The 18,036-nt window shown below is 67.3% G+C and carries 20 protein-coding genes; 14 read left to right on the top strand and 6 right to left on the bottom strand.

The genetic code is table 11. The annotated features are described in order from the left end of the window. The first annotated feature begins 10 nt into the window (after nucleotides 1-10). The gene (locus LZ686_RS17920) at nucleotides 11-1,390 is read left to right on the top strand and encodes a pyruvate dehydrogenase complex E1 component subunit beta (protein ID WP_046001404.1); all 1,380 of its coding nucleotides are present in this window, start codon (nucleotides 11-13) and stop codon (nucleotides 1,388-1,390) included. A 12-nt stretch (nucleotides 1,391-1,402) separates the two neighbouring features. Beyond that, complete coding sequence (locus LZ686_RS17915) at nucleotides 1,403-2,737, top strand: pyruvate dehydrogenase complex dihydrolipoamide acetyltransferase (protein ID WP_349548645.1); 1,335 nt, start codon at nucleotides 1,403-1,405, stop codon at nucleotides 2,735-2,737. A 52-nt stretch (nucleotides 2,738-2,789) separates the two neighbouring features. Here LZ686_RS17915 and LZ686_RS17910 read toward each other — a convergent pair whose 3' ends face one another. The 3 genes from LZ686_RS17910 to LZ686_RS17900 all read right to left on the bottom strand — a co-directional run bounded on the left by LZ686_RS17910 (nucleotide 2,790) and on the right by LZ686_RS17900 (nucleotide 5,461). Then, on the bottom strand, nucleotides 2,790-3,560 hold the full coding sequence (locus tag LZ686_RS17910) for a division plane positioning ATPase MipZ (protein WP_349548644.1): 771 nt from the start codon (nucleotides 3,558-3,560) through the stop codon (nucleotides 2,790-2,792). Between the two features lie 73 nt (nucleotides 3,561-3,633). After that, a complete protein-coding gene (locus LZ686_RS17905) occupies nucleotides 3,634-4,527 on the bottom strand; it encodes a DMT family transporter (RefSeq protein WP_349548643.1) in 894 nt (297 codons plus the stop codon). Nucleotides 4,528-4,615: 88 nt separating this feature from the next. Continuing rightward, nucleotides 4,616-5,461 carry a LysR family transcriptional regulator gene (locus LZ686_RS17900; RefSeq protein ID WP_273743677.1) on the bottom strand — a complete coding sequence of 282 codons (846 nt, stop codon included), beginning with the start codon at nucleotides 5,459-5,461 and terminating at the stop codon, nucleotides 4,616-4,618. A 101-nt stretch (nucleotides 5,462-5,562) separates the two neighbouring features. Here LZ686_RS17900 and LZ686_RS17895 point away from each other — a divergent pair, with 101 nt between their 5' ends. The 10 genes from LZ686_RS17895 to rpmE all read left to right on the top strand — a co-directional run bounded on the left by LZ686_RS17895 (nucleotide 5,563) and on the right by rpmE (nucleotide 11,544). Then, nucleotides 5,563-6,150, top strand: a complete 588-nt coding sequence (locus tag LZ686_RS17895; RefSeq protein WP_046001400.1) for an FMN-dependent NADH-azoreductase — start codon at nucleotides 5,563-5,565, stop codon at nucleotides 6,148-6,150. Nucleotides 6,151-6,222: 72 nt separating this feature from the next. Next, on the top strand, nucleotides 6,223-6,621 hold the full coding sequence (locus LZ686_RS17890) for a TonB C-terminal domain-containing protein (protein ID WP_349548642.1): 399 nt from the start codon (nucleotides 6,223-6,225) through the stop codon (nucleotides 6,619-6,621). A gap of 163 nt (nucleotides 6,622-6,784) precedes the next feature. After that, the gene (gene ffh / locus LZ686_RS17885; RefSeq protein WP_045982871.1) at nucleotides 6,785-8,281 is read left to right on the top strand and encodes a signal recognition particle protein; all 1,497 of its coding nucleotides are present in this window, start codon (nucleotides 6,785-6,787) and stop codon (nucleotides 8,279-8,281) included. Then, on the top strand, nucleotides 8,278-8,814 hold the full coding sequence (locus tag LZ686_RS17880) for a GNAT family N-acetyltransferase (RefSeq protein ID WP_045982870.1): 537 nt from the start codon (nucleotides 8,278-8,280) through the stop codon (nucleotides 8,812-8,814). Before ffh ends, LZ686_RS17880 begins: the two co-directional genes overlap by 4 nt. Continuing rightward, nucleotides 8,811-9,107 carry a chorismate mutase gene (locus tag LZ686_RS17875; protein WP_042249024.1) on the top strand — a complete coding sequence of 99 codons (297 nt, stop codon included), beginning with the start codon at nucleotides 8,811-8,813 and terminating at the stop codon, nucleotides 9,105-9,107. Before LZ686_RS17880 ends, LZ686_RS17875 begins: the two co-directional genes overlap by 4 nt. A 28-nt stretch (nucleotides 9,108-9,135) precedes the next feature. Beyond that, on the top strand, nucleotides 9,136-9,492 hold the full coding sequence (rpsP, locus tag LZ686_RS17870) for a 30S ribosomal protein S16 (RefSeq protein WP_045982869.1): 357 nt from the start codon (nucleotides 9,136-9,138) through the stop codon (nucleotides 9,490-9,492). Between the two features lie 51 nt (nucleotides 9,493-9,543). Further along, nucleotides 9,544-10,044 (top strand): ribosome maturation factor RimM, encoded by a 501-nt coding sequence (gene rimM, locus LZ686_RS17865; protein WP_046001398.1) that lies wholly within the window; start codon nucleotides 9,544-9,546, stop codon nucleotides 10,042-10,044. Then, nucleotides 10,041-10,928, top strand: coding sequence for a tRNA (guanosine(37)-N1)-methyltransferase TrmD (gene trmD / locus LZ686_RS17860; protein ID WP_045982867.1), 888 nt, complete (start codon nucleotides 10,041-10,043; stop codon nucleotides 10,926-10,928). The genes rimM and trmD overlap by 4 nt, the downstream gene beginning before the upstream one ends. Then, nucleotides 10,925-11,308, top strand: coding sequence for a 50S ribosomal protein L19 (gene rplS / locus LZ686_RS17855; RefSeq protein WP_045982866.1), 384 nt, complete (start codon nucleotides 10,925-10,927; stop codon nucleotides 11,306-11,308). The genes trmD and rplS overlap by 4 nt, the downstream gene beginning before the upstream one ends. A 14-nt stretch (nucleotides 11,309-11,322) precedes the next feature. After that, nucleotides 11,323-11,544: a 50S ribosomal protein L31 gene (gene rpmE / locus LZ686_RS17850; protein ID WP_042249018.1), complete on the top strand. Its 222-nt coding sequence runs from the start codon at nucleotides 11,323-11,325 to the stop codon at nucleotides 11,542-11,544. Nucleotides 11,545-11,604: 60 nt separating this feature from the next. On the opposite strand, the gene LZ686_RS17845 is transcribed toward rpmE, so the two are convergent. Both LZ686_RS17845 and LZ686_RS17840 read right to left on the bottom strand, forming a co-directional pair. Further along, nucleotides 11,605-12,528, bottom strand: a complete 924-nt coding sequence (locus tag LZ686_RS17845) for an acyltransferase family protein (protein WP_349548641.1) — start codon at nucleotides 12,526-12,528, stop codon at nucleotides 11,605-11,607. 85 nt (nucleotides 12,529-12,613) lie between these two features. Next, the gene (locus LZ686_RS17840) at nucleotides 12,614-14,572 is read right to left on the bottom strand and encodes a methylmalonyl-CoA mutase family protein (RefSeq protein WP_349548652.1); all 1,959 of its coding nucleotides are present in this window, start codon (nucleotides 14,570-14,572) and stop codon (nucleotides 12,614-12,616) included. 208 nt (nucleotides 14,573-14,780) lie between these two features. Here LZ686_RS17840 and ccrA point away from each other — a divergent pair, with 208 nt between their 5' ends. Further along, nucleotides 14,781-16,070, top strand: coding sequence for a crotonyl-CoA carboxylase/reductase (ccrA, locus tag LZ686_RS17835; protein ID WP_046001395.1), 1,290 nt, complete (start codon nucleotides 14,781-14,783; stop codon nucleotides 16,068-16,070). 67 nt (nucleotides 16,071-16,137) lie between these two features. Here the strand turns inward: ccrA and LZ686_RS17830 are convergent, their stop codons facing one another. Continuing rightward, the gene (locus tag LZ686_RS17830) at nucleotides 16,138-16,344 is read right to left on the bottom strand and encodes a hypothetical protein (RefSeq protein WP_045982863.1); all 207 of its coding nucleotides are present in this window, start codon (nucleotides 16,342-16,344) and stop codon (nucleotides 16,138-16,140) included. 98 nt (nucleotides 16,345-16,442) lie between these two features. Between LZ686_RS17830 and LZ686_RS17825 the strand changes: the two genes are divergently transcribed. Then, complete coding sequence (locus LZ686_RS17825) at nucleotides 16,443-17,975, top strand: ATP-dependent DNA helicase (RefSeq protein WP_349548640.1); 1,533 nt, start codon at nucleotides 16,443-16,445, stop codon at nucleotides 17,973-17,975. Nucleotides 17,976-18,036: the final 61 nt, after the last annotated feature.

Raw genomic sequence — 18,036 nt, 5'->3', positions numbered from 1 at the left:
GGACCGTCACATGGCAATTGAAATCCTGATGCCCGCCCTGTCCCCCACGATGGAGGAAGGCACGCTGGCGAAATGGCTGAAGAAAGAGGGCGACGCTGTGAAATCCGGCGACGTCATCGCCGAGATCGAGACCGACAAGGCCACGATGGAGTTCGAGGCCGTCGACGAGGGGATCATGGGCAAGCTGCTGGTGGCCGAGGGCACCCAGGGCGTCGCCGTGAACACCCCCATCGCGGTGCTGGTCGAGGAGGGAGAGGACGCCGACGCGGCCCCTGCCCCCAAGGCCGAGGCCAAGCCAGCCGAAGCCCCCAAGAAGGATGACGGCGCCCAGCCCGGCGAATCCGCCATCGAGGAGGTCGTGACCCCGCAGCCCAAGCCGCGCAGCCCCGACTGGCCCGAGGGCACCAAGATGAAGACCATGACCGTGCGGGAAGCCCTGCGCGAGGCCATGGCCGAAGAGATGGACCGCGACGAGACCGTCTTCCTGATGGGCGAGGAAGTGGGCGAATACCAGGGCGCCTACAAGATCAGCCAAGGCCTGCTGGAGCGGTTCGGCCCCCGCCGCGTCGTGGACACGCCCATCTCCGAGATCGGCTTTGCCGGCATCGGCACGGGGGCGGCCCTGGCCGGCCTGCGCCCGATCGTCGAGTTCATGACCTTCAACTTCGCCATGCAGGCGATCGACCACATCATCAACTCGGCCGCAAAGACGCTGTACATGTCGGGGGGCCAGATGGGCTGTCCGATCGTGTTCCGCGGCCCGAACGGCGCCGCCGCCCGCGTGGGCGCGCAGCACAGCCAGGATTACGCCGCATGGTACGCGGCCATTCCGGGCCTCAAGGTCGTGATGCCCTATTCGGCCGCCGACGCGAAGGGCCTGATGAAGCAGGCGATCCGCGACAACAACCCGGTCATCTTCTTGGAGAACGAGATCCTGTATGGCCGCAGCTTCGAGGTGCCGGACCTTGAGGACTTCACCATTCCCTTCGGCAAGGCCAACACGGTCCGGTCGGGCGACGACGTGACGCTGGTCAGCTTCGGCATCGGTGTGGCGCATGCGCTGGAGGCCGCGGCCAAGCTGGCCGAGGAGGGCATCGAGGCCGACGTTATTGACCTGCGCACCCTGCGGCCGCTGGACTATGACGCGATCCTGGAATCGGTCAAGCGGACCAACCGTTGCGTGACCGTCGAGGAGGGCTTCCCCGTGGGCGCCATCGGCAACCACATCTCGGCCTATCTGATGGAGAACGCGTTCGACTATCTGGACGCGCCCGTCATCAACTGCACCGGCAAGGACGTGCCGATGCCCTATGCCGCCAACCTGGAAAAGCACGCGCTGATCACGCCCGCCGAGATCGTCGAAGCCGTGAAAAAAGTCACCTACAAGTAAGGGAGCTGCGCGATGCCCACGGAAATCCTGATGCCCGCCCTCTCCCCGACGATGGAGGAGGGCACGCTGGCCAAGTGGCTGGTCAAGGAAGGCGACGAAGTGAAGTCCGGCGACGTCATCGCCGAGATCGAGACCGACAAGGCCACGATGGAGTTCGAGGCCGTCGACGAAGGCCGCATCGGCAAGATCCTGATCGCCGAGGGCACCTCGGCGGTCAAGGTCAACACCGCCATCGCGGTCCTGCTGGAGGACGGCGAGGAGGCGGGCGACATCAGCGCGCCCAAGGCCAAGGAAGAGCCCAAGCCCAAGGCGGATGCCGAGCCCGAACCGGCCGAAAAGGGCTATGGCGGCCCGATCGGCGCGCCGGTCGCCGGCTATGCCAAGGCCGACGCACCCAAGGGCGACCGGGTCTTCGCCTCGCCCTTGGCGCGGCGCATCGCCAAGGACAAGGGTCTGGACCTGTCGCAGATCCAAGGCAGCGGCCCCCGTGGCCGCATCGTCAAGGCCGATGTCGAGAACGCCAAGGCAGGTGACGCCAAGCCCTCCGCGTCGGCTGCGGCCCAGCCCGAGGCGAAGGCGGCCCCCGCGGCAGCCGCAGCCCCGGCCCAGGCCCCCAAGGGCCTGTCGACCGAAGCCGTGCTGAAGATGTATGCCGACCGCGAGACCGAGGAGGTCGCGCTGGACGGCATGCGCCGCACCATCGCCGCCCGCCTGTCCGAGGCCAAGCAGACCATCCCGCATTTCTACCTGCGCCGCTCGGCCAAGCTGGATGCGCTGATGGAGTTCCGGGCCACGCTGAACAAGCAGCTGGAGAGCCGTGGCGTCAAGCTGTCTGTCAACGACTTCATCATCAAGGCCAGCGCCCTGGCGCTGCAGCAGGTGCCTGACGCGAACGCGGTCTGGGCGGGGGATCGCATCCTCAAGCTGAAACCGTCGGACGTCGCCGTGGCCGTGGCCATCGAGGGCGGGCTGTTCACGCCCGTGCTGAAGGACGCGCATCAGAAGACCCTGTCGGCGCTGTCGGCGCAGATGAAGGATCTGGCCGCGCGCGCCAAGTCCAAGAAGCTGGCCCCCCATGAATACCAGGGCGGCAGCTTCGCGATCAGCAACCTGGGCATGTTCGGCATCGAGAACTTCGACGCGGTCATCAACCCGCCGCATGGCGCGATCCTGGCCGTGGGCGCGGGCATCCCCACCCCGGTCGTCGAAAAGGGAGAGGTCGTCGTGCGCAACGTCATGTCGATGACCCTGTCGGTCGACCACCGCGTGATCGACGGTGCGCTTGGCGCGCAACTGCTGGAGGCGATCGTCGCCCATCTGGAAAACCCGATGGGCATGCTGGCCTGACCAGCATTCGAACGGAACAGACGGCGGGCCATCGGCCCGCCGTCTTTCGTTGTCAGAACGTGACGGTGACGCCCGGCAGGCGCAATTCGTTGATCAGGTCGCGCAACTCCTGCCGCGCGGCGATCTGGGACATGCTCATGGCCTCGGTGCCGACGTCCTTCAGGTCCAGCAGGGTCAGCCCGTTCGGAAACAGCTCGCGAAAGATCACGCGTTCCGAAAATCCGGGCGCCACCCGAAACCCGATCCGCTTGGACAGGTCGGCCAGCGCGCCGCCGACCTTGCGCTTGTTGTGCATCTGCTGGCTGCCCAGTCGGTTTCTAAGCACCAGCCAGTCGATGGGCCCTGCCCCGGCCTGCGCGCGCAGCTGGCGTGCGCCCCATACCATCTCGGCATAGATCGAGGGACCAAGCACGTCACCGTCGGGCGACAGGCGCGCCAGAAGGTCGAAGTCGACGAAACTGTCGTTCAGGGGCGTGATCAGCGTATCGGCGACCGTATGCGCCATCTGGCTCAGCTTGGTGTGCGACCCGGGGCAATCCAGCAGGATGAAATCGCACGTCTCCTCCAGCTGCCGCAGGGCGGGCGTTAGGGGATCGGCGCCCTCGCCCAGCGGCGTCAGCACGGGCATGGGCAGGTCCAGCCCCTTGCGCACCAGGAAGGCGGCGCGGTTCTCCAGATAGCGGCCAAAGCTGCGCTGGCGGACGTCCAGGTCCAGCCCGCCGACCCGGTGCCCCATCCGCGCCAACGCGGTCGCCACATGCATCGAGGTGGTCGACTTGCCCGAGCCGCCCTTTTCGTTTCCGACCACGATGATATGCGCCACAAGCAGCCTCTTGTCCTGTCCCGACGGGAAACCTAGCGACCGCGCCGCCGGATGGAAAGCCGCCCCGGCAGCCCTAGCGCCGCAGCAGCCGTCCGTCGATCATCGCCAGCCCCAGCCCGATGACCGCCATGCCCAGCAGCTGCGGCAGGCCCAGAACCTCGTCCAGGAACAGCCAGCCCAGCAGGATCGCTGACACCGGCACCAGGAACGTCACCAGAGAGATGTTCGTGGCCCCCGCCCGGTCCAGGATACGAAAGAACAGCACATAGGCCAGCCCCGTGCAGACCAGCCCCAGCAGGCTGATCGCCAGCCAAACCTGGGCAGGTGCCGCCGGCGGCAGCCCGTCATGCGCCAATGCCAGCGGCAGCAGCACGACGCTGGTGCCCGTCACCATGCCTGCCGCCGTGACCAGCGGGTCGACGCCCTGCGCACGAAACCGCCGTCCAAAGGCCGCGGCCCAGGCATAGCTGATCGCGGCGCCCAGCATCGCCAGTTGCGGCAGCACGCCATGGCCGTGACCCGCCAGTTCGTCCACGCCGATCATCACTGCGACACCGCCCAGGCCCAGGGCGACCCCGGCCAGGCGCATCAGCCCCGCGCGCTCATCCGCCAGCACCAGGGTCGAGACCAGCACCGTGAACAACGGCGTCGTCGCGTTCAGGATGGACGCCAGCCCTGCCGGGATGAACCCCTGCGCCCAGACGATCAGCCCAAAGGGGATGGCGTTGTTCAGGACGCCCATCACCAGGAACGCGCCCCACAGCCTCGCGCCGCGCGGCAGTGCCCGCCCGGTCGCCAGCACGATGGCCCACAGGACCGCGGCGGCGATCATCACGCGCAATGCCACCACCCACAGGACCGGCATATGCCCCACGATCAGCGCGATCAGGAAGAACGACCCGCCCCAGATCAGTGACAGCAGCAGCAGAAGGCCCCAGTCGGATGCGCTCATCCGCGCGGTGATCATCGGACGGTCCGGTCAGGCAATGGGCGGGAAAGGGTCATGGATCCTCCTGCGGCGCACGCTGCCCCAAGCCGGGGCCGAGGGAAAGGGCTCAGCCGTCGCGCAGCGCCGCCAGCGCGGCCTGGACCTTCGGGGTGCGATGCAGGTCGACATGGGTGACCAGCCACAGGTTGGAATCCCATTCCGGCAGGCTCAGCGCCGGCAGAAGGCCATGCGCCAGGCTGTCGGGCAAGGCACCGACCGCCAGCCCGGCGCGGATCACCGCCTCGCGCGCGGTGGCCTCGTTGGCGGTGACCAGGATGTTCTCGGGGCCGATGCGGTCCTGCAGCCAGCGCATGTAGGGGGCGCCGCGCGCCTCTGGTCCCGGCAGGGCAAAGCGGTGGTCGCGCGGATTGTCGACCGGCCCGTGCCGGTCCAGGTACGAGGCCGCGGCATACATCACATGCCCCATCCGCCCCATCGCACGCACGACATAGTCGGGCTCGGTCGGTTCGGCCCCGCCGCGGATGGCCACATGCGCCTCTCCGGCGCCCAGCCGGAACAGGCGCGCGTCCGTGGCATAGGTCAGGCGCAGGTCGGGATGGCGCGCCATCAGCGCGATCAGCCGCGGCATGACCAGATCCACCAGTTCCGGCAGCGAGGTCACGACCAGCTCTCCCTCGATCCGCTCTCCGGCGCCGGCGATCTGCGCGGCCATCTGGGCAAAGCGTTCATCCGCAGCCCCCGCCGCATCCAGCAGGGTGCGCCCGGCCTCGGTCAGGGCATAGCCGCGGGTGTGGCGTTGGAACAGCCGGGCGCGCAGGGCCGATTCCAGCGCGTCGATGCGGCGGATCACCGTGGCGTGGTGCACGCCAAGATCGGCGGCCGCCCCACTGACCGTTCCGGTGCGCGCCACGGCCAGTGCCACGCGGATATCGTCCCACGATTCGATCTGCATGTGCATCCCCGCACAGTGAATGCGCAGTTATCCCCCTTACGTTCGCAGGTGCATAGACCTAAATCTGCTGCAACGCAGAAACAACTCTCTGGGAGCTTGCCATGAACATCCTGCATCTCGACAGCGCCATCACCGCCGACGCCTCGGTCTCGCGCCAGCTGACCGCCGACATCCTGGCCCGCCTGACCGCTGCCAATCCCGACGCGACGGTGACCTATCGTGATCTCAGCACGGGCGTCCCCGCCATCGACACCGCATGGTTCAAGGCCGTGCGCGTGGGCACCGACGATCCGACCCCGCAGCAGCAGGCGCAGATCGACACCTCGAACGCGCTGCTGGCCGAGGTTCAGGCCGCCGACACGCTGGTGATCGGGCTGCCGGTCTACAACTTCTTCCTGCCGTCGCAGCTGAAGACCTGGCTGGACCAGATCGCCCGCGCCGGTGTCAGCTTCCGCTATACCGCCGAGGGCCCCGAGGGCCTGCTGACGGGCAAGCGCGCCTTCGTGGCCTATACCGCCGCCGGCACGCCGATGGGTTCGGACCTGGACCACGCGTCGGGCTATCTGCGCCACATGCTGGGCTTCCTGGGTATCACCGACGTGACCTTCGTGGCCGCCGACGGTCTTGCCATGGACCGCGAGGCCGGCATGGCACGCGCACAACAGGCGCTGGAGCAGATCGCGGCCTGACCGTCTGCGCTGTTGCGCAGGTTCACCCCATCCTCATATGGCGGCATTGCATCCTTCGGGGACATTGCCGCCATGCGTTTCACGATTGCGACCGCCGCCCTGCTGACAGGGCTGGCGGTTTTTTACGCCCCGGCCGTGGCGCAGACCCCGGTCAACGAAATCGCCACGCACCGCCCCCGTGACATGATCGAATGGAGCAAGCTGCTGCGCGACAACGCCGCCCGCCAAAGCCATGTGGCCCTTCTGCAAGCGGCAACCGTCAGCGCGACCAACACCGCCCAATTCGTCATCGTCGTGGCCCAGGACGGCATGATCATCGATGTACGGACCACGCAGTCCTCGGGCAACCCGCTGATAGATCATGCCCTGCGCAACAGCATCATGGACATGCCCCGGATGCCGCCCTTCACGGACGACATGCCGCGGGGCAGCGCCAGCTTCGTTCTGCCGGTCAACGTCGCGACCCCGTGATCCGACCGGGCCTGCGTTGACAGGACCCCCCCTGCCCTGTACAAGACCCCGGATTCCCGGAAGCACAGCCTTCCGGTCCCTGCGCCAGATGCGGGGATCGCCCCCCGTCAGCGCGTTGCGCCCACGGGGGCTAAACCGATTTGGAGCCATAGGAGGCCCGGCCATGTTCGAGAACCTTTCCGATCGCCTGGGCGGCGTCTTCGACCGGCTGACCAAGCAGGGCGCCCTGTCCGAGGAGGACGTCACCGCCGCCATGCGCGAGGTGCGCGTGGCCCTGCTGGAGGCGGACGTCTCGCTGCCGGTGGCGCGCAACTTCGTCAAGGCCGTCACGGCCAAGGCCACCGGCGCTGCGGTCACGAAATCGGTCAGCCCCGGCCAGCAGGTCGTCAAGATTGTCCATGACGAGCTGATCAAGGTCCTGCAGGGCGACGACGCCCCCGAGGCGCTGCGCATCGACAACCCGCCCGCCGCCATCCTGATGGTTGGCCTGCAGGGTTCGGGCAAGACCACCACCACCGCGAAACTGGCCCTGCGCCTGAAGGACCGCGAGAAGAAGCGCGTGCTGATGGCGTCCCTGGACACCAACCGCCCCGCCGCGATGGAGCAGCTGGCCATCCTGGGCCAGCAGATCGGCGTCGACACGCTGCCCATCGTGATGGGCCAGACCGCCGTGCAGATCGCGCAGCGCGCCAAGACGCAGGCGTCGCTTGGCGGCTATGACGTCGTCATGCTGGACACCGCCGGCCGCCTGCATATCGACGAGGCGCTGATGACCCAGGTCCAGCAGGTCCGCGACATCGCGAACCCGCGCGAGACGCTGCTTGTCGTGGACGGCCTGACCGGCCAGGACGCGGTGAACGTCGCGACCGAGTTCGACGCCAAGGTCGGCGTCACCGGCGTGGTGCTGACCCGGATGGATGGCGACGGACGCGGGGGTGCGGCCCTGTCGATGCGCGCCGTGACCGGCAAGCCGATCCGCTTCGTGGGTCTGGGCGAAAAGATGGACGCGCTGGAGACCTTCGACGCCAGCCGCGTCGCGGGGCGCATCCTGGGCATGGGCGACATCGTGGCCCTGGTCGAGAAGGCCCAGCAGGTGCTGGAGGTCGAGCAGGCCGAGCGCATGATGAAGCGGTTCCAGAAGGGCCTCTTCAACATGAACGACCTGCGCGGCCAGCTGGAGCAGATGCAGAAGATGGGCGGCATGTCCTCGGTCATGGGGATGATGCCCGGCATGGCCAAGATGGCCAAGCAGGCCGAGGCCGCGGGCTATGACGACAAGGTCGTTCGCCACCAGATCGCCCTGATCAATTCGATGACCAAGAAGGAACGGGCCAATCCCGACCTGCTGCAGGCCAGCCGGAAAAAGCGCATTGCTGCGGGCGCAGGTCTGGACGTGTCGGACCTGAACAAGCTGCTGAAGATGCAGAAGCAGATGGCCGACACGATGAAGAAGCTGGGCAAGATGGGCAAGGGCGGGCTGATGAAGCAGGCCATGCGCGCCATGACCGGCAAGGGCGGCGGCCTGCCCGACATGGAGAACCTGGACCCCGCCAAGATGGCCGAGGCCCAGAAGATGCTGGCCGATCCCAAGGGCCTGGGCGGCCAGTTGGGCCGCGCGGGCCTGCCTGCCGGCTTGGGCGGATTGTTCGGCAAGAAATGATCACGCTGTCCCCCACCCCGGTTCTGGAGACGGAACGGCTGACCCTGCGCGCGCCCCTGGGCAGCGACTGGCCGCATTGGCGCAGCTTCTATCAGTCGGATCGCGCGCAGTTTGTGGGCGGCGGTTCGCCCGAACCCAAGCCCGGCGCCTATTGGCGGGCCTTCGGCCACCTGACCGGCCATTGGGTGATGCGCGGTTTCGGGATGTTCGTGTTCTGCCTTAAAGGCGACGACACGCCCCTGGGCATGACCGGCCCGTGGTACCCCGACGGCTGGCCCGAGCATGAGCTGGGCTGGACCGTCTGGTCGCAGGCCGCCGAAGGCCGCGGCTATGTCGCCGAGGCCGCCCGTGCGGTGCGCGCGCATGCGTTCCGCGATCTGGGCTGGACCACGGCCGTCAGCTATATCGACCCGGACAATGCCCGGTCGATCGCGCTGGCCGAACGGCTTGGCGCGGTGCGCGACCGCGGCGCGCGGCAGCCGGTCTTCGACAAGCCCTGCCTCGTCTATCGTCACAGCCCGGAGGCCGCATGACCGACGCAACCACCCGCGCGGCCGACCTGCTGCGCGACCACCGTGCCAGCATCGACCGGCTTGACGCCATCCTGGTCTATACGCTGGCCGAACGCTTCAAGCACACCCAGTCCGTCGGCCGCCTGAAGGCCCGGCACGACCTTCCGCCGTCCGATCCCTCGCGCGAGGCAAGCCAGATCGAACGCCTGGAACGCCTCGCGCGCGAGGCCGATCTCGACCCGGAATTCGCGCGCAAATTTCTGACCTTCGTGATCGCCGAAGTCATTCGGCACCACGAACATTATCAGTCCTGACCGGACGACAACCCAAGGAGACTATCTGATGTCCATGAAGATCCGCCTGGCCCGTGGTGGCAGCAAGAAGCGCCCGCACTATGCCATCGTCGCGTCGGATTCGCGCATGCCGCGCGACGGCCGCTTCATCGAGAAGCTGGGCACCTACAACCCGCTGCTGGCCAAGGACAGCGAAGACCGCGTCAAGATGGACGTCGAGCGCATCCAGTACTGGCTGAGCCACGGCGCGCAGCCGACCGACCGCGTCGCACGCTTCCTGGAAGCCGCGGGCGTCAAGGAAAAGGCCGAGCGCAAGAACATGAAGAAGGCAGAGCCCGGCAAGAAAGCCAAGGCCCGCGCCGACGAGCGCGCCAAGAAGGCCGCGGCGCCCGCCGAAGCCGAGTGAACTGACGCTGGCGGGGGAAACCCCGCCAGTCCTTTATTGCAAGGGTGTGACATGACCGAAGACCGCATCTGCGTCGGCGCCATCGCGGGGGCTTTCGGGGTCCACGGAGAGGTGCGGCTGAAAAGCTTCTGCTCGGACCCTGCCGATATCGCGACCTATTCCCCCCTGACGTCCGAGGACGGCACCCGCCGGTTCGAGGTGTCGCTGACGCGCGAGGTGACGGGGGCCCTGGGTGCGCGCATCAAGGGCATCGCCACCAAGGAGGATGCCGACGCCCTGCGCGGCGTGACCCTGTGGGCCCCGCGCAGTGCCCTGCCCGCGCTGCCGGATGACGAATTCTATCATGCCGACCTGATCGGGCTGGAGGTCGTCGATACCGGCGGCAAATCCCTCGGCCGGGTGCGTGCACTGTACGATCACGGCGCCGGCGACATCATCGAGGTGGTGGGCGGCACGCAGGTGCTGATGCTGCCCTTTACCCGTGCCGTCGTGCCGACCGTCGATCTGGCCGCGCGTCGCATCGTGGTGGACCCGCCCGGCGACGACGAATGAGCGACGCGCCCAGTCCCAAGTCGCATGGCCGCCTGACCGCCCGTCCCAGCCTGCGCCCGCGCGAGCTGATGGCGGAACCGCAGGTGGCTGGCGCATGGACCGCGCGGATCGTCACGCTGTTCCCCGAAGCCTTTCCCGGCATCCTGGGCCTGTCCCTGACCGGCAAGGCGCTGGCGCAGGGCTTGTGGAACCTGCGCACCATCGGCCTTCGCGATTTCGGCATGGGCCGGCATCGCAATGTCGACGACACGCCCGCGGGCGGCGGGGCCGGCATGGTGATCCGCGCCGACGTGCTGGACGCGGCCCTGACCGAGGCGCAGGCGGGCCCGGGGCCGACCCTGCCCGTCCTTTACATGTCACCGCGCGGCAGGCCGCTGACCCAGGCCCGTGCCCGGGCGCTGGCGCAGGGGCCGGGCGTCACGCTGATCTGCGGCCGGTTCGAGGGAATCGACCAGCGCGTGCTGGACAAGCACGCCATCGAGGAGATCAGCATCGGGGATTATGTCCTGACCGGCGGAGAGATCGCCGCACAGGTCTTGATCGACGCGACGGTCCGGCTTATACCACGCGTGCTGGGCAATCATGATTCCCTGGCCGAGGAGTCCTTTTCCATCGGCAACCGGGGTCTTCTGGAAGCGCCGCAGTTCACCAAGCCCGCCCTCTGGGATGGCCGCGAGATACCGCCCGTGCTGTTGTCGGGCAATCACGCAGCCATCGCCGCATGGCGGTCCGGTGAGGCCGAGAGGCTGACACAAGAACGCCGCCCCGATCTGTGGCGGGCATATGCGGAAACGCATGTGGACCCGGCTAAGGACCGACAGCGCTCGGGCGCATCAGACCAATCGCGGATGTACCGCGAGCATGACAAGGAACCAAAGCGATGAACCTGATCGCACAACTCGAAGCCGAGCAGATCGCCGAGCTTGGCAAGTCCATTCCCGACTTCAAGGCTGGCGACACCATCCGCGTCGGCTACAAAGTGACCGAGGGTACCCGTACCCGCGTCCAGAACTACGAAGGCGTCTGCATCTCGCGCCGTGGCGGCGCGAACATCGCGGCCAGCTTCACGGTCCGCAAGATCAGCTTCGGCGAAGGCGTGGAGCGCGTGTTCCCGCTGTATTCGACCAACATCGCCACGATCGAGGTCGTCCGTCGCGGCAAGGTCCGTCGCGCCAAGCTGTACTATCTGCGCGATCGTCGCGGCAAGTCGGCCCGTATCGTCGAAAAGACCAACTACCGTCCGCTGTCGGACGCGAAAGCCTGAGCAGAGGTCACGCCATGAAAAAAGAGATTCACCCCGATTACCACACGATCTCGGTCAAGATGACGGACGGGACCACCTACCAGACCCGTTCGACCTGGGGCGCCGAGGGCGACAGCATGTCGCTGGACATCGACCCGACCTCGCACCCGGCCTGGACCGGTGGTTCGTCGCGCCTGATGGATGCCGGCGGCCGCGTGACCAAGTTCAAGTCGAAATACGCGGGCCTGGGTTTCTGATCCACGCCACGATCGACGTCGCAGACGCCGCCCCTCGGGGCGGCGTTTCGCATTCCGGGGTCAGGTGAAAAACGCAAGCACGCGGCGGCGCTCTGCCATCCCCAGCCAGATGGCCAAGGCCAGGCAAACCGCCATGACGGTCAGCGCCTTGGTGTCCCCCTCCAGCCCGAACCGGCTGGCGCAGATCATGATCATGACATGCACGAAATAGACGAAGGCCGCGGTGCTGGCCGCGCGCTTGCCGTCCCACGCCCCCTGCACCTGCTGCGCAGCCAGAAACAGCAGCGGCGCCGCCGCAAGCAGCGACAGCATCATGTCGACGCCCCAGCCCCCGCCCGCGATCACCCGCCAGACCAGGCTTTCCCCCATCACCGCCAGCAGCGCCAGACCGGCCAACGGCATGGCCCACCGCCGCAGCCCCGCACCCCAGCCATGCGCCAGCAGAACGCCAAGCGCGAAGAACGGAAAGATGGTGAAGACCCCGTTGCGGTAATGGTCCAGCTGGATCTCTGCCTGCCCGGTCAGGACCAGCAGCTGCAGGGCCAGCCCCGTGCCCGCCAGAAGCGCCGCCGCGACCGCGATCCGCATCGGTCGGCGCAGTACCTTGACCATCACCGCCGATACCATCAGGCCCGGCAGGAACCACAGATGGAAATAGCCGAAGACCAGCGTCTGCAGCGCATGCCCCGCCCCGGTCAAGTCCGGACCATAGATCGGCAGATAGATCGTCATCCACAGCAGGTACAACGCCAGGATGCGGCGCAGATACGGCCCACTGCGCCCGCCGCGCATGGCCGACAGGAAGAAGTACCCCGAGATCAAGGCGAAGACCGGCACCGCCAGACGATAGAGGCCGTTGAACAGCACCTGCTTGACCAGCGGCGGCGCGGCCTCGGGAAATCCGCTATGCAGGGCGATGACCGTCAGTGCCAGAAGGATGCGCAACGGATCGATGGCGCTGTTGCGCCGGGTCTGGGATGTCATGGGCCGGCCTTTGTCGTGCAGCCCTGTCAACGGCCAAAGGCCCGTCCGGTTCACCCGCAGGGCACGTTATCTGCGCCCTGCCCGGTCACGCGGCAGCGGCGCCCGGCGCGACCAGCCCGACGATGTCCATCATGATCGTGTTCAGCTGGAAATCCTTGGGCGTATAGACCCGCGCCACGCCCATCGCCGTCAGGCGGGCGGCGTCGTCGTCGGGAATGATGCCGCCGACGATCACCGGCACATGGCCCATTCCGGCGGCCTGCATGCGGGCCATCAGATCCTCGATCAGCGGCAGGTGGCTGCCCGACAGGATCGACAGGCCGACGACATGGACGTCCTGTTCGCGGGCACGGGCGACGATCTCCTCCGGGGTCAGGCGGATGCCCTCATAGGTGATGTCCATGCCGCAGTCGCGGGCGCGGAAGGCGATCTGTTCGGCGCCGTTCGAATGGCCGTCCAGGCCCGGCTTGCCCACCAGGAACTTCAGGCGCCGCCCCAGCCGGGCGCTGACCGCATCGACCGCATCCCGAATCTCCTCCAGCCCCTCGGTCCGGTTCGAGGGCGCCTGCGACACCCCCGTCGGGCCGCGGTATTCGCCATGCACCGCGCGCATCACGCCCGCCCATTCGCCGGTGGTGACGCCCGCGCGGGCGGCGGCGATGGACGGCTCCATGATATTCGCGCCCGACTGCGCGGCGCGGCGCAGCGCGGCCAGCGCCGCCTCGACCGCGCTTGCGTCGCGTTCCGCGCGCCAGGCGATCAGGCGGCCGACCTGATCGGCCTCGACCGCGGGGTCGACGACCATGATGCCGCCATCGCCCGCCGTCAGCGGCGACGGCTCGGCCTGCTGCCAGCGGTTGACGCCGACCACGACCGTCTCGTTCGTCTCGATCCGGCCAAGGCGGGCCGCGTTCGATTCGACCAGCCGCGCCTTCATGTAGTCAATGGCCGCGATCGCGCCGCCCATCTGGTCCAGCAGCGCCAATTCGTCCCGCGCGCCCTGCTTGAGGGTTTCGACCTTGGCCGCGATCACCGGATTGCCGTCGAACAGGTCGCCATATTCCAGCAGGTCGGTCTCATAGGCCAGGATCTGCTGCATCCGCAGCGACCATTGCTGATCCCAGGGCCGCGGCAGGCCCAAGGCCTCGTTCCAGGCGGGCAGCTGCACGGCGCGGGCGCGGGCGTTCTTGGACAGCGTGACGGCCAGCATCTCCAGCAGGATGCGATAGACGTTGTTCTCGGGCTGCTGCTCGGTCAGGCCAAGGCTGTTGACCTGCACGCCATAGCGGAACCGACGGTATTTCTCATCCGCGATGCCATAACGGTCACTGGTAATCTCGTCCCACAGCTCGGTAAAGGCGCGCATCTTGCACAGCTCGGTGACGAAGCGGATGCCCGCGTTCACGAAGAAGCTGATCCGCCCGACCATCTCGGGAAAGCTGTCGGAGGGCACCTTGTCCCGCAGATCGTCCAGCACGGCCACGGCGGTGGCCAGCGCATAGGCCAGCTCCTGCTCCGGCGTCGCCCCGGCCTCCTGCAGGTGATAACTGCAGACGTTCATCGGGTTCCATTTCGGTAGGTGCTGCCGCGTATAGGCGGCGATGTCGGTGATCATCGCCAGCGACGGCGCAGGCGGACAGATATAGGTGCCGCGCGACAGGTATTCCTTGATCAGGTCGTTCTGGACGGTGCCCTGCAGGCGGCTGACATCGGCCCCCTGCTCCTCGGCCACGGCGATGTACAGCGACAGAAGCCACGGCGCGGTCGCATTGATCGTCATCGAGGTGTTCATCTGCTCCAGCGGGATCTGGTCGAACAGTGCGCGCATGTCGCCCAGATGGCAGACCGGGACGCCGACCTTGCCGACCTCTCCGCGCGCGAGGATATGATCGCTGTCGTAACCGGTCTGCGTGGGCAGGTCGAAGGCCACCGACAGGCCGGTCTGTCCGCGCGACAGGTTCGTCCGGTACAGCGCATTGGATTTCGCCGCCGTGGAATGGCCCGCATAGGTGCGGAACAGCCAGGGTTTGTCCTTGTCGGCCATCATGCCCTCGCAGGAAAATTTCATCCTGAGTATCAATACAGACACAAAGCTGCGCCGTCAATTCGCCGCAGCGCGGCGCGATTCTAATGATTCCGACATATTATTGCGCGCAATGGTGTCTGATAGTTGCATTGTTGCTTTTCATATCGTAGGACAGGGCAAATCGGCGCGGTGATTCTGCACTGCGGCACAGGACAGGAGAAAGACGATGGCTCTCGACGCACCCACCCCGATCGCGCCCTACGACGCCCCGGTCAAAGACCTGTACGCCGTGGGCGAGATGCCCCCCCTGGGCCATGTGCCTGCGCGCATGCATGCCTGGGCGATCCGCCGCGAACGGCAGGGAGAGCCCGATCAGGCCATGCAGCTGGAGGTCGTGGACACCCCCGCCATCGACAGCAACGAGGTTCTGGTCCTGGTGATGGCGGCGGGCGTCAACTACAACGGGATCTGGGCAGGCCTGGGCAAGCCGATCAGCATGTTCGACGTGCACAAGCAGCCCTATCACATCGCCGGATCGGATGCGTCGGGGATCGTCTGGGCGGTGGGCGACAAGGTCAAGCGGTGGAAGGTCGGTGACGAAGTCGTCATCCACTGCAACCAGGACGACGGCGACGACGAGCATTGCAACGGCGGCGATCCAATGTTCTCGCCCACGCAGCGGATCTGGGGATACGAGACGCCGGACGGCAGCTTTGCCCAGTTCACCCGCGTGCAGGCGCAGCAGCTGATGCCCCGGCCGCGCCACCTGACCTGGGAGGAATCGGCCTGTTATACGCTGACGCTGGCCACGGCGTACCGGATGCTATTCGGGCACGAGCCGCACGAGCTGAAGCCGGGCATGAACGTGCTGGTCTGGGGCGCGTCGGGGGGGCTTGGCTCCTATGCGATCCAGCTGATCAACGCGGCGGGCGGCAACGCCATCGGCGTGATCAGCGAGGAGGACAAGCGCGACTTCGTCATGGGGCTGGGCGCGAAAGGGGTCATCAACCGCAAGGAATTCCGCTGCTGGGGGCAGCTGCCCACGGTGAACACGCCGGAATACAAGGAGTGGTTCAACGAGGCGCGCAAGTTCGGCGCGGCGATCTGGGACATCACCGGCAAGGGCAACAATGTCGACATCGTCTTTGAACATCCCGGCGAGGCAACCTTCCCGGTCAGCACGCTGGTCTGCAAGAAGGGCGGGATGGTCGTGATATGCGCGGGTACCACGGGGTTCAACTGCACCTTTGATGTGCGGTACCTGTGGATGCATCAGAAGCGCATTCAGGGGTCGCATTTCGCGCATCTGAAGCAGGCCAGCGCCGCGAACAAGCTGATGCTGGAACGCCGCCTGGACCCCTGCATGTCCGAGGTTTTCCCCTGGGCCGAGATCCCGGCCGCGCACATGATGATGCTGCGCAACCAGCACAAGCCGGGCAACATGGCGGTGCTGGTCCAATCACCGCGGACCGGGTTGCGCACCTTCGAGGATGCGCTGGAGGCCGGCCGGCGCTGACCTGCGTCCCGCGACGTGCCGGGGGGCCTGCCGCCCCCCGGACCCCCCCTCGCGGCGGTGCATGTCGTCAGACCTTGCGGTCCCCCTCTCCGGCGCGGCGGCATTTCCATTCGCGAACCTGTTCGGTCGGATGGGTAGCCACCCATTTCGCAAGCTCGGACTGGCTCTGCAGCATGCAGGTGAACAGGCCGTTCCGTTCCTCGAACAGCAGGCTGTGATCGCTGCAGCGCTGTGGGTCGGCGAGCAGGCAGGTGACGAAGAACAGCTCGATCATCGCGTCTCTCCTGTTGGGGTGCCCGCAGGCACGGTGCCCGGGGCGGAAAAGTTGCGCGGCGCTTTGCCTTGGCCGCGAAGGCAGGCTAAGGGTCTGGCATGAACAGTCCCGTCCCCGCCCCGACTCTTTCGCCCGACCAGGCCGATGCCTGGGATGCGCTGGCCGAAACCTTTGGCGCGGCGGGCATCGACATCATCGCAGAGGAACTGCATCCGCCCCAGTCGGGAAAAGGTCGCGTCATGGCGGTCATCGGCAAGGCCGGATCGGGCAAGACGCTGATGCTGTCGCAGATCACCAAGGCCCTGCTGGAGGCGGGGGTCGAACTGATCAGCCCTGATTACGAAGGGCGGCGCCGCAAGGACCGGCGCAGCGTCGCCATCCTGGCGCCGACGAACAAGGCGGCGTTCGTTCTGCGCATGCGCGGCGTGCCGGCCACGACGATCCACCGGATCCTGTACACCCCGGTCTATGATCCGCAATACGAGAAGATCGCCGAATGGCTGACCGGGGCGGCCGAACGCCCGGTCATCGCGGAACTGTCGGACACGGCGCTGGACCGGGCCAAAGCATTCTATGACCAGCATGCCTCGATCCCCGGGGCGCTGGCCACGGCCGGGTTGCGCGGGTCGGATTTCATCCGCGGCTGGACCAGGCGCGAGGAGGGGCTGGACGTCGGGCTGATCGACGAGGCCTCGATGCTGGACGAGAAGCAGTTCGAGGACCTGCGCGAGATCTTTCCCGTGCTGGTCCTGTTCGGCGACCCTGCCCAGCTGGCCCCGGTCGGCCAGTCCGGAGAGATGGTGTTTGACAAGCTGGCGCCGGCGCAGCGCCTGATGCTGAGCCGCATTCACCGCCAGGCCGACGACAACCCGATCCTGGACCTGGCCCATGCTTTGGCCGACGATCAGCTGGGCTTTGACGATTTCGAGCAGATGATCCGTGATGCGGCGCGCAAGGACGACCGCGTGGTCTGGGCCGAGCGGGTGGAGAGCGACCTGATGGCGCGCAGCCCGGTCCTGGTCTGGCGCAACGCGACGCGCATCCGGCTGATCCATGCCTTCCGCACGGCCTTCGGCGCGCCAGGGGACGCGCTGCTGCCCGGAGAGCCGCTGATCTGCGACGGGCTGGAGCTGCCGCTGAAGCATCGCAAGAAGCGGATCGATCTGGAGGCGCGCGGCCTGATCAAGGGAGCGCAAGTGGTCTATCTGGGCCCGGGCCGCAAGCCGGGCTTTTCGCGCCTGCACGTGATCGGGGCCGAGGACCCGCGCCTGTCGGCCGCCAGCATCGTCAAGATCGAGATGCCGGACGAGGACGAACCCTTCATTCCCTTTGCGGCGCGGATGGGCGCGGCCTTTCTGCACGGGGCGGCGGTCACGATCCACAAGGCGCAGGGCAGCCAGTGGCCCGAGGTGCAGGTGTTCGGCCCCGACATCAGCGCCGCCGCCTGGTCGAACCGGTCCGAGGCTGGGGTCCAGCTGTGGAAGCGGCTGACATATGTCGCCATCACCCGGGCGCAGGAGAGGCTGTACTGGGTGACCAAGGCACGGCTGGCGCGTCCCGCAGGGCCGTTGACGACGGACGATCTGGAGGCCCCGTCCGCGCCCTTGGCACTGGACGCCGAGGAAGCGTGATTGCGTCCCGCGACGCCGGGGGGCTGCCGCCCCCCGGCCCCCCCGCGGTCAGCGCGATGAT

Source organism: Paracoccus sp. NFXS7, from assembly GCF_040148865.1.
Lineage (GTDB): Bacteria > Pseudomonadota > Alphaproteobacteria > Rhodobacterales > Rhodobacteraceae > Paracoccus > Paracoccus marcusii.
This window is presented reverse-complemented; position numbering and strand designations above follow the sequence as displayed.

Coding starts and splice junctions, on each gene's coding strand:
- rpmE (WP_042249018.1), top strand. CDS start 11,323: ATGAAAAAAGAGATTCACCCCGATTACCACACGATCTCGGTCAAGATG.
- LZ686_RS17875 (WP_042249024.1), top strand. CDS start 8,811: ATGACCGACGCAACCACCCGCGCGGCCGACCTGCTGCGCGACCACCGT.
- LZ686_RS17920 (WP_046001404.1), top strand. CDS start 11: ATGGCAATTGAAATCCTGATGCCCGCCCTGTCCCCCACGATGGAGGAA.
- LZ686_RS17830 (WP_045982863.1), bottom strand. CDS start 16,344: ATGATCGAGCTGTTCTTCGTCACCTGCCTGCTCGCCGACCCACAGCGC.
- rplS (WP_045982866.1), top strand. CDS start 10,925: ATGAACCTGATCGCACAACTCGAAGCCGAGCAGATCGCCGAGCTTGGC.
- ccrA (WP_046001395.1), top strand. CDS start 14,781: ATGGCTCTCGACGCACCCACCCCGATCGCGCCCTACGACGCCCCGGTC.
- LZ686_RS17905 (WP_349548643.1), bottom strand. CDS start 4,527: ATGATCACCGCGCGGATGAGCGCATCCGACTGGGGCCTTCTGCTGCTG.
- LZ686_RS17895 (WP_046001400.1), top strand. CDS start 5,563: ATGAACATCCTGCATCTCGACAGCGCCATCACCGCCGACGCCTCGGTC.
- ffh (WP_045982871.1), top strand. CDS start 6,785: ATGTTCGAGAACCTTTCCGATCGCCTGGGCGGCGTCTTCGACCGGCTG.
- trmD (WP_045982867.1), top strand. CDS start 10,041: ATGAGCGACGCGCCCAGTCCCAAGTCGCATGGCCGCCTGACCGCCCGT.
- LZ686_RS17890 (WP_349548642.1), top strand. CDS start 6,223: ATGCGTTTCACGATTGCGACCGCCGCCCTGCTGACAGGGCTGGCGGTT.
- LZ686_RS17845 (WP_349548641.1), bottom strand. CDS start 12,528: ATGACATCCCAGACCCGGCGCAACAGCGCCATCGATCCGTTGCGCATC.
- rimM (WP_046001398.1), top strand. CDS start 9,544: ATGACCGAAGACCGCATCTGCGTCGGCGCCATCGCGGGGGCTTTCGGG.
- LZ686_RS17880 (WP_045982870.1), top strand. CDS start 8,278: ATGATCACGCTGTCCCCCACCCCGGTTCTGGAGACGGAACGGCTGACC.
- LZ686_RS17840 (WP_349548652.1), bottom strand. CDS start 14,572: ATGGCCGACAAGGACAAACCCTGGCTGTTCCGCACCTATGCGGGCCAT.
- LZ686_RS17825 (WP_349548640.1), top strand. CDS start 16,443: ATGAACAGTCCCGTCCCCGCCCCGACTCTTTCGCCCGACCAGGCCGAT.
- LZ686_RS17900 (WP_273743677.1), bottom strand. CDS start 5,461: ATGCAGATCGAATCGTGGGACGATATCCGCGTGGCACTGGCCGTGGCG.
- LZ686_RS17915 (WP_349548645.1), top strand. CDS start 1,403: ATGCCCACGGAAATCCTGATGCCCGCCCTCTCCCCGACGATGGAGGAG.
- rpsP (WP_045982869.1), top strand. CDS start 9,136: ATGTCCATGAAGATCCGCCTGGCCCGTGGTGGCAGCAAGAAGCGCCCG.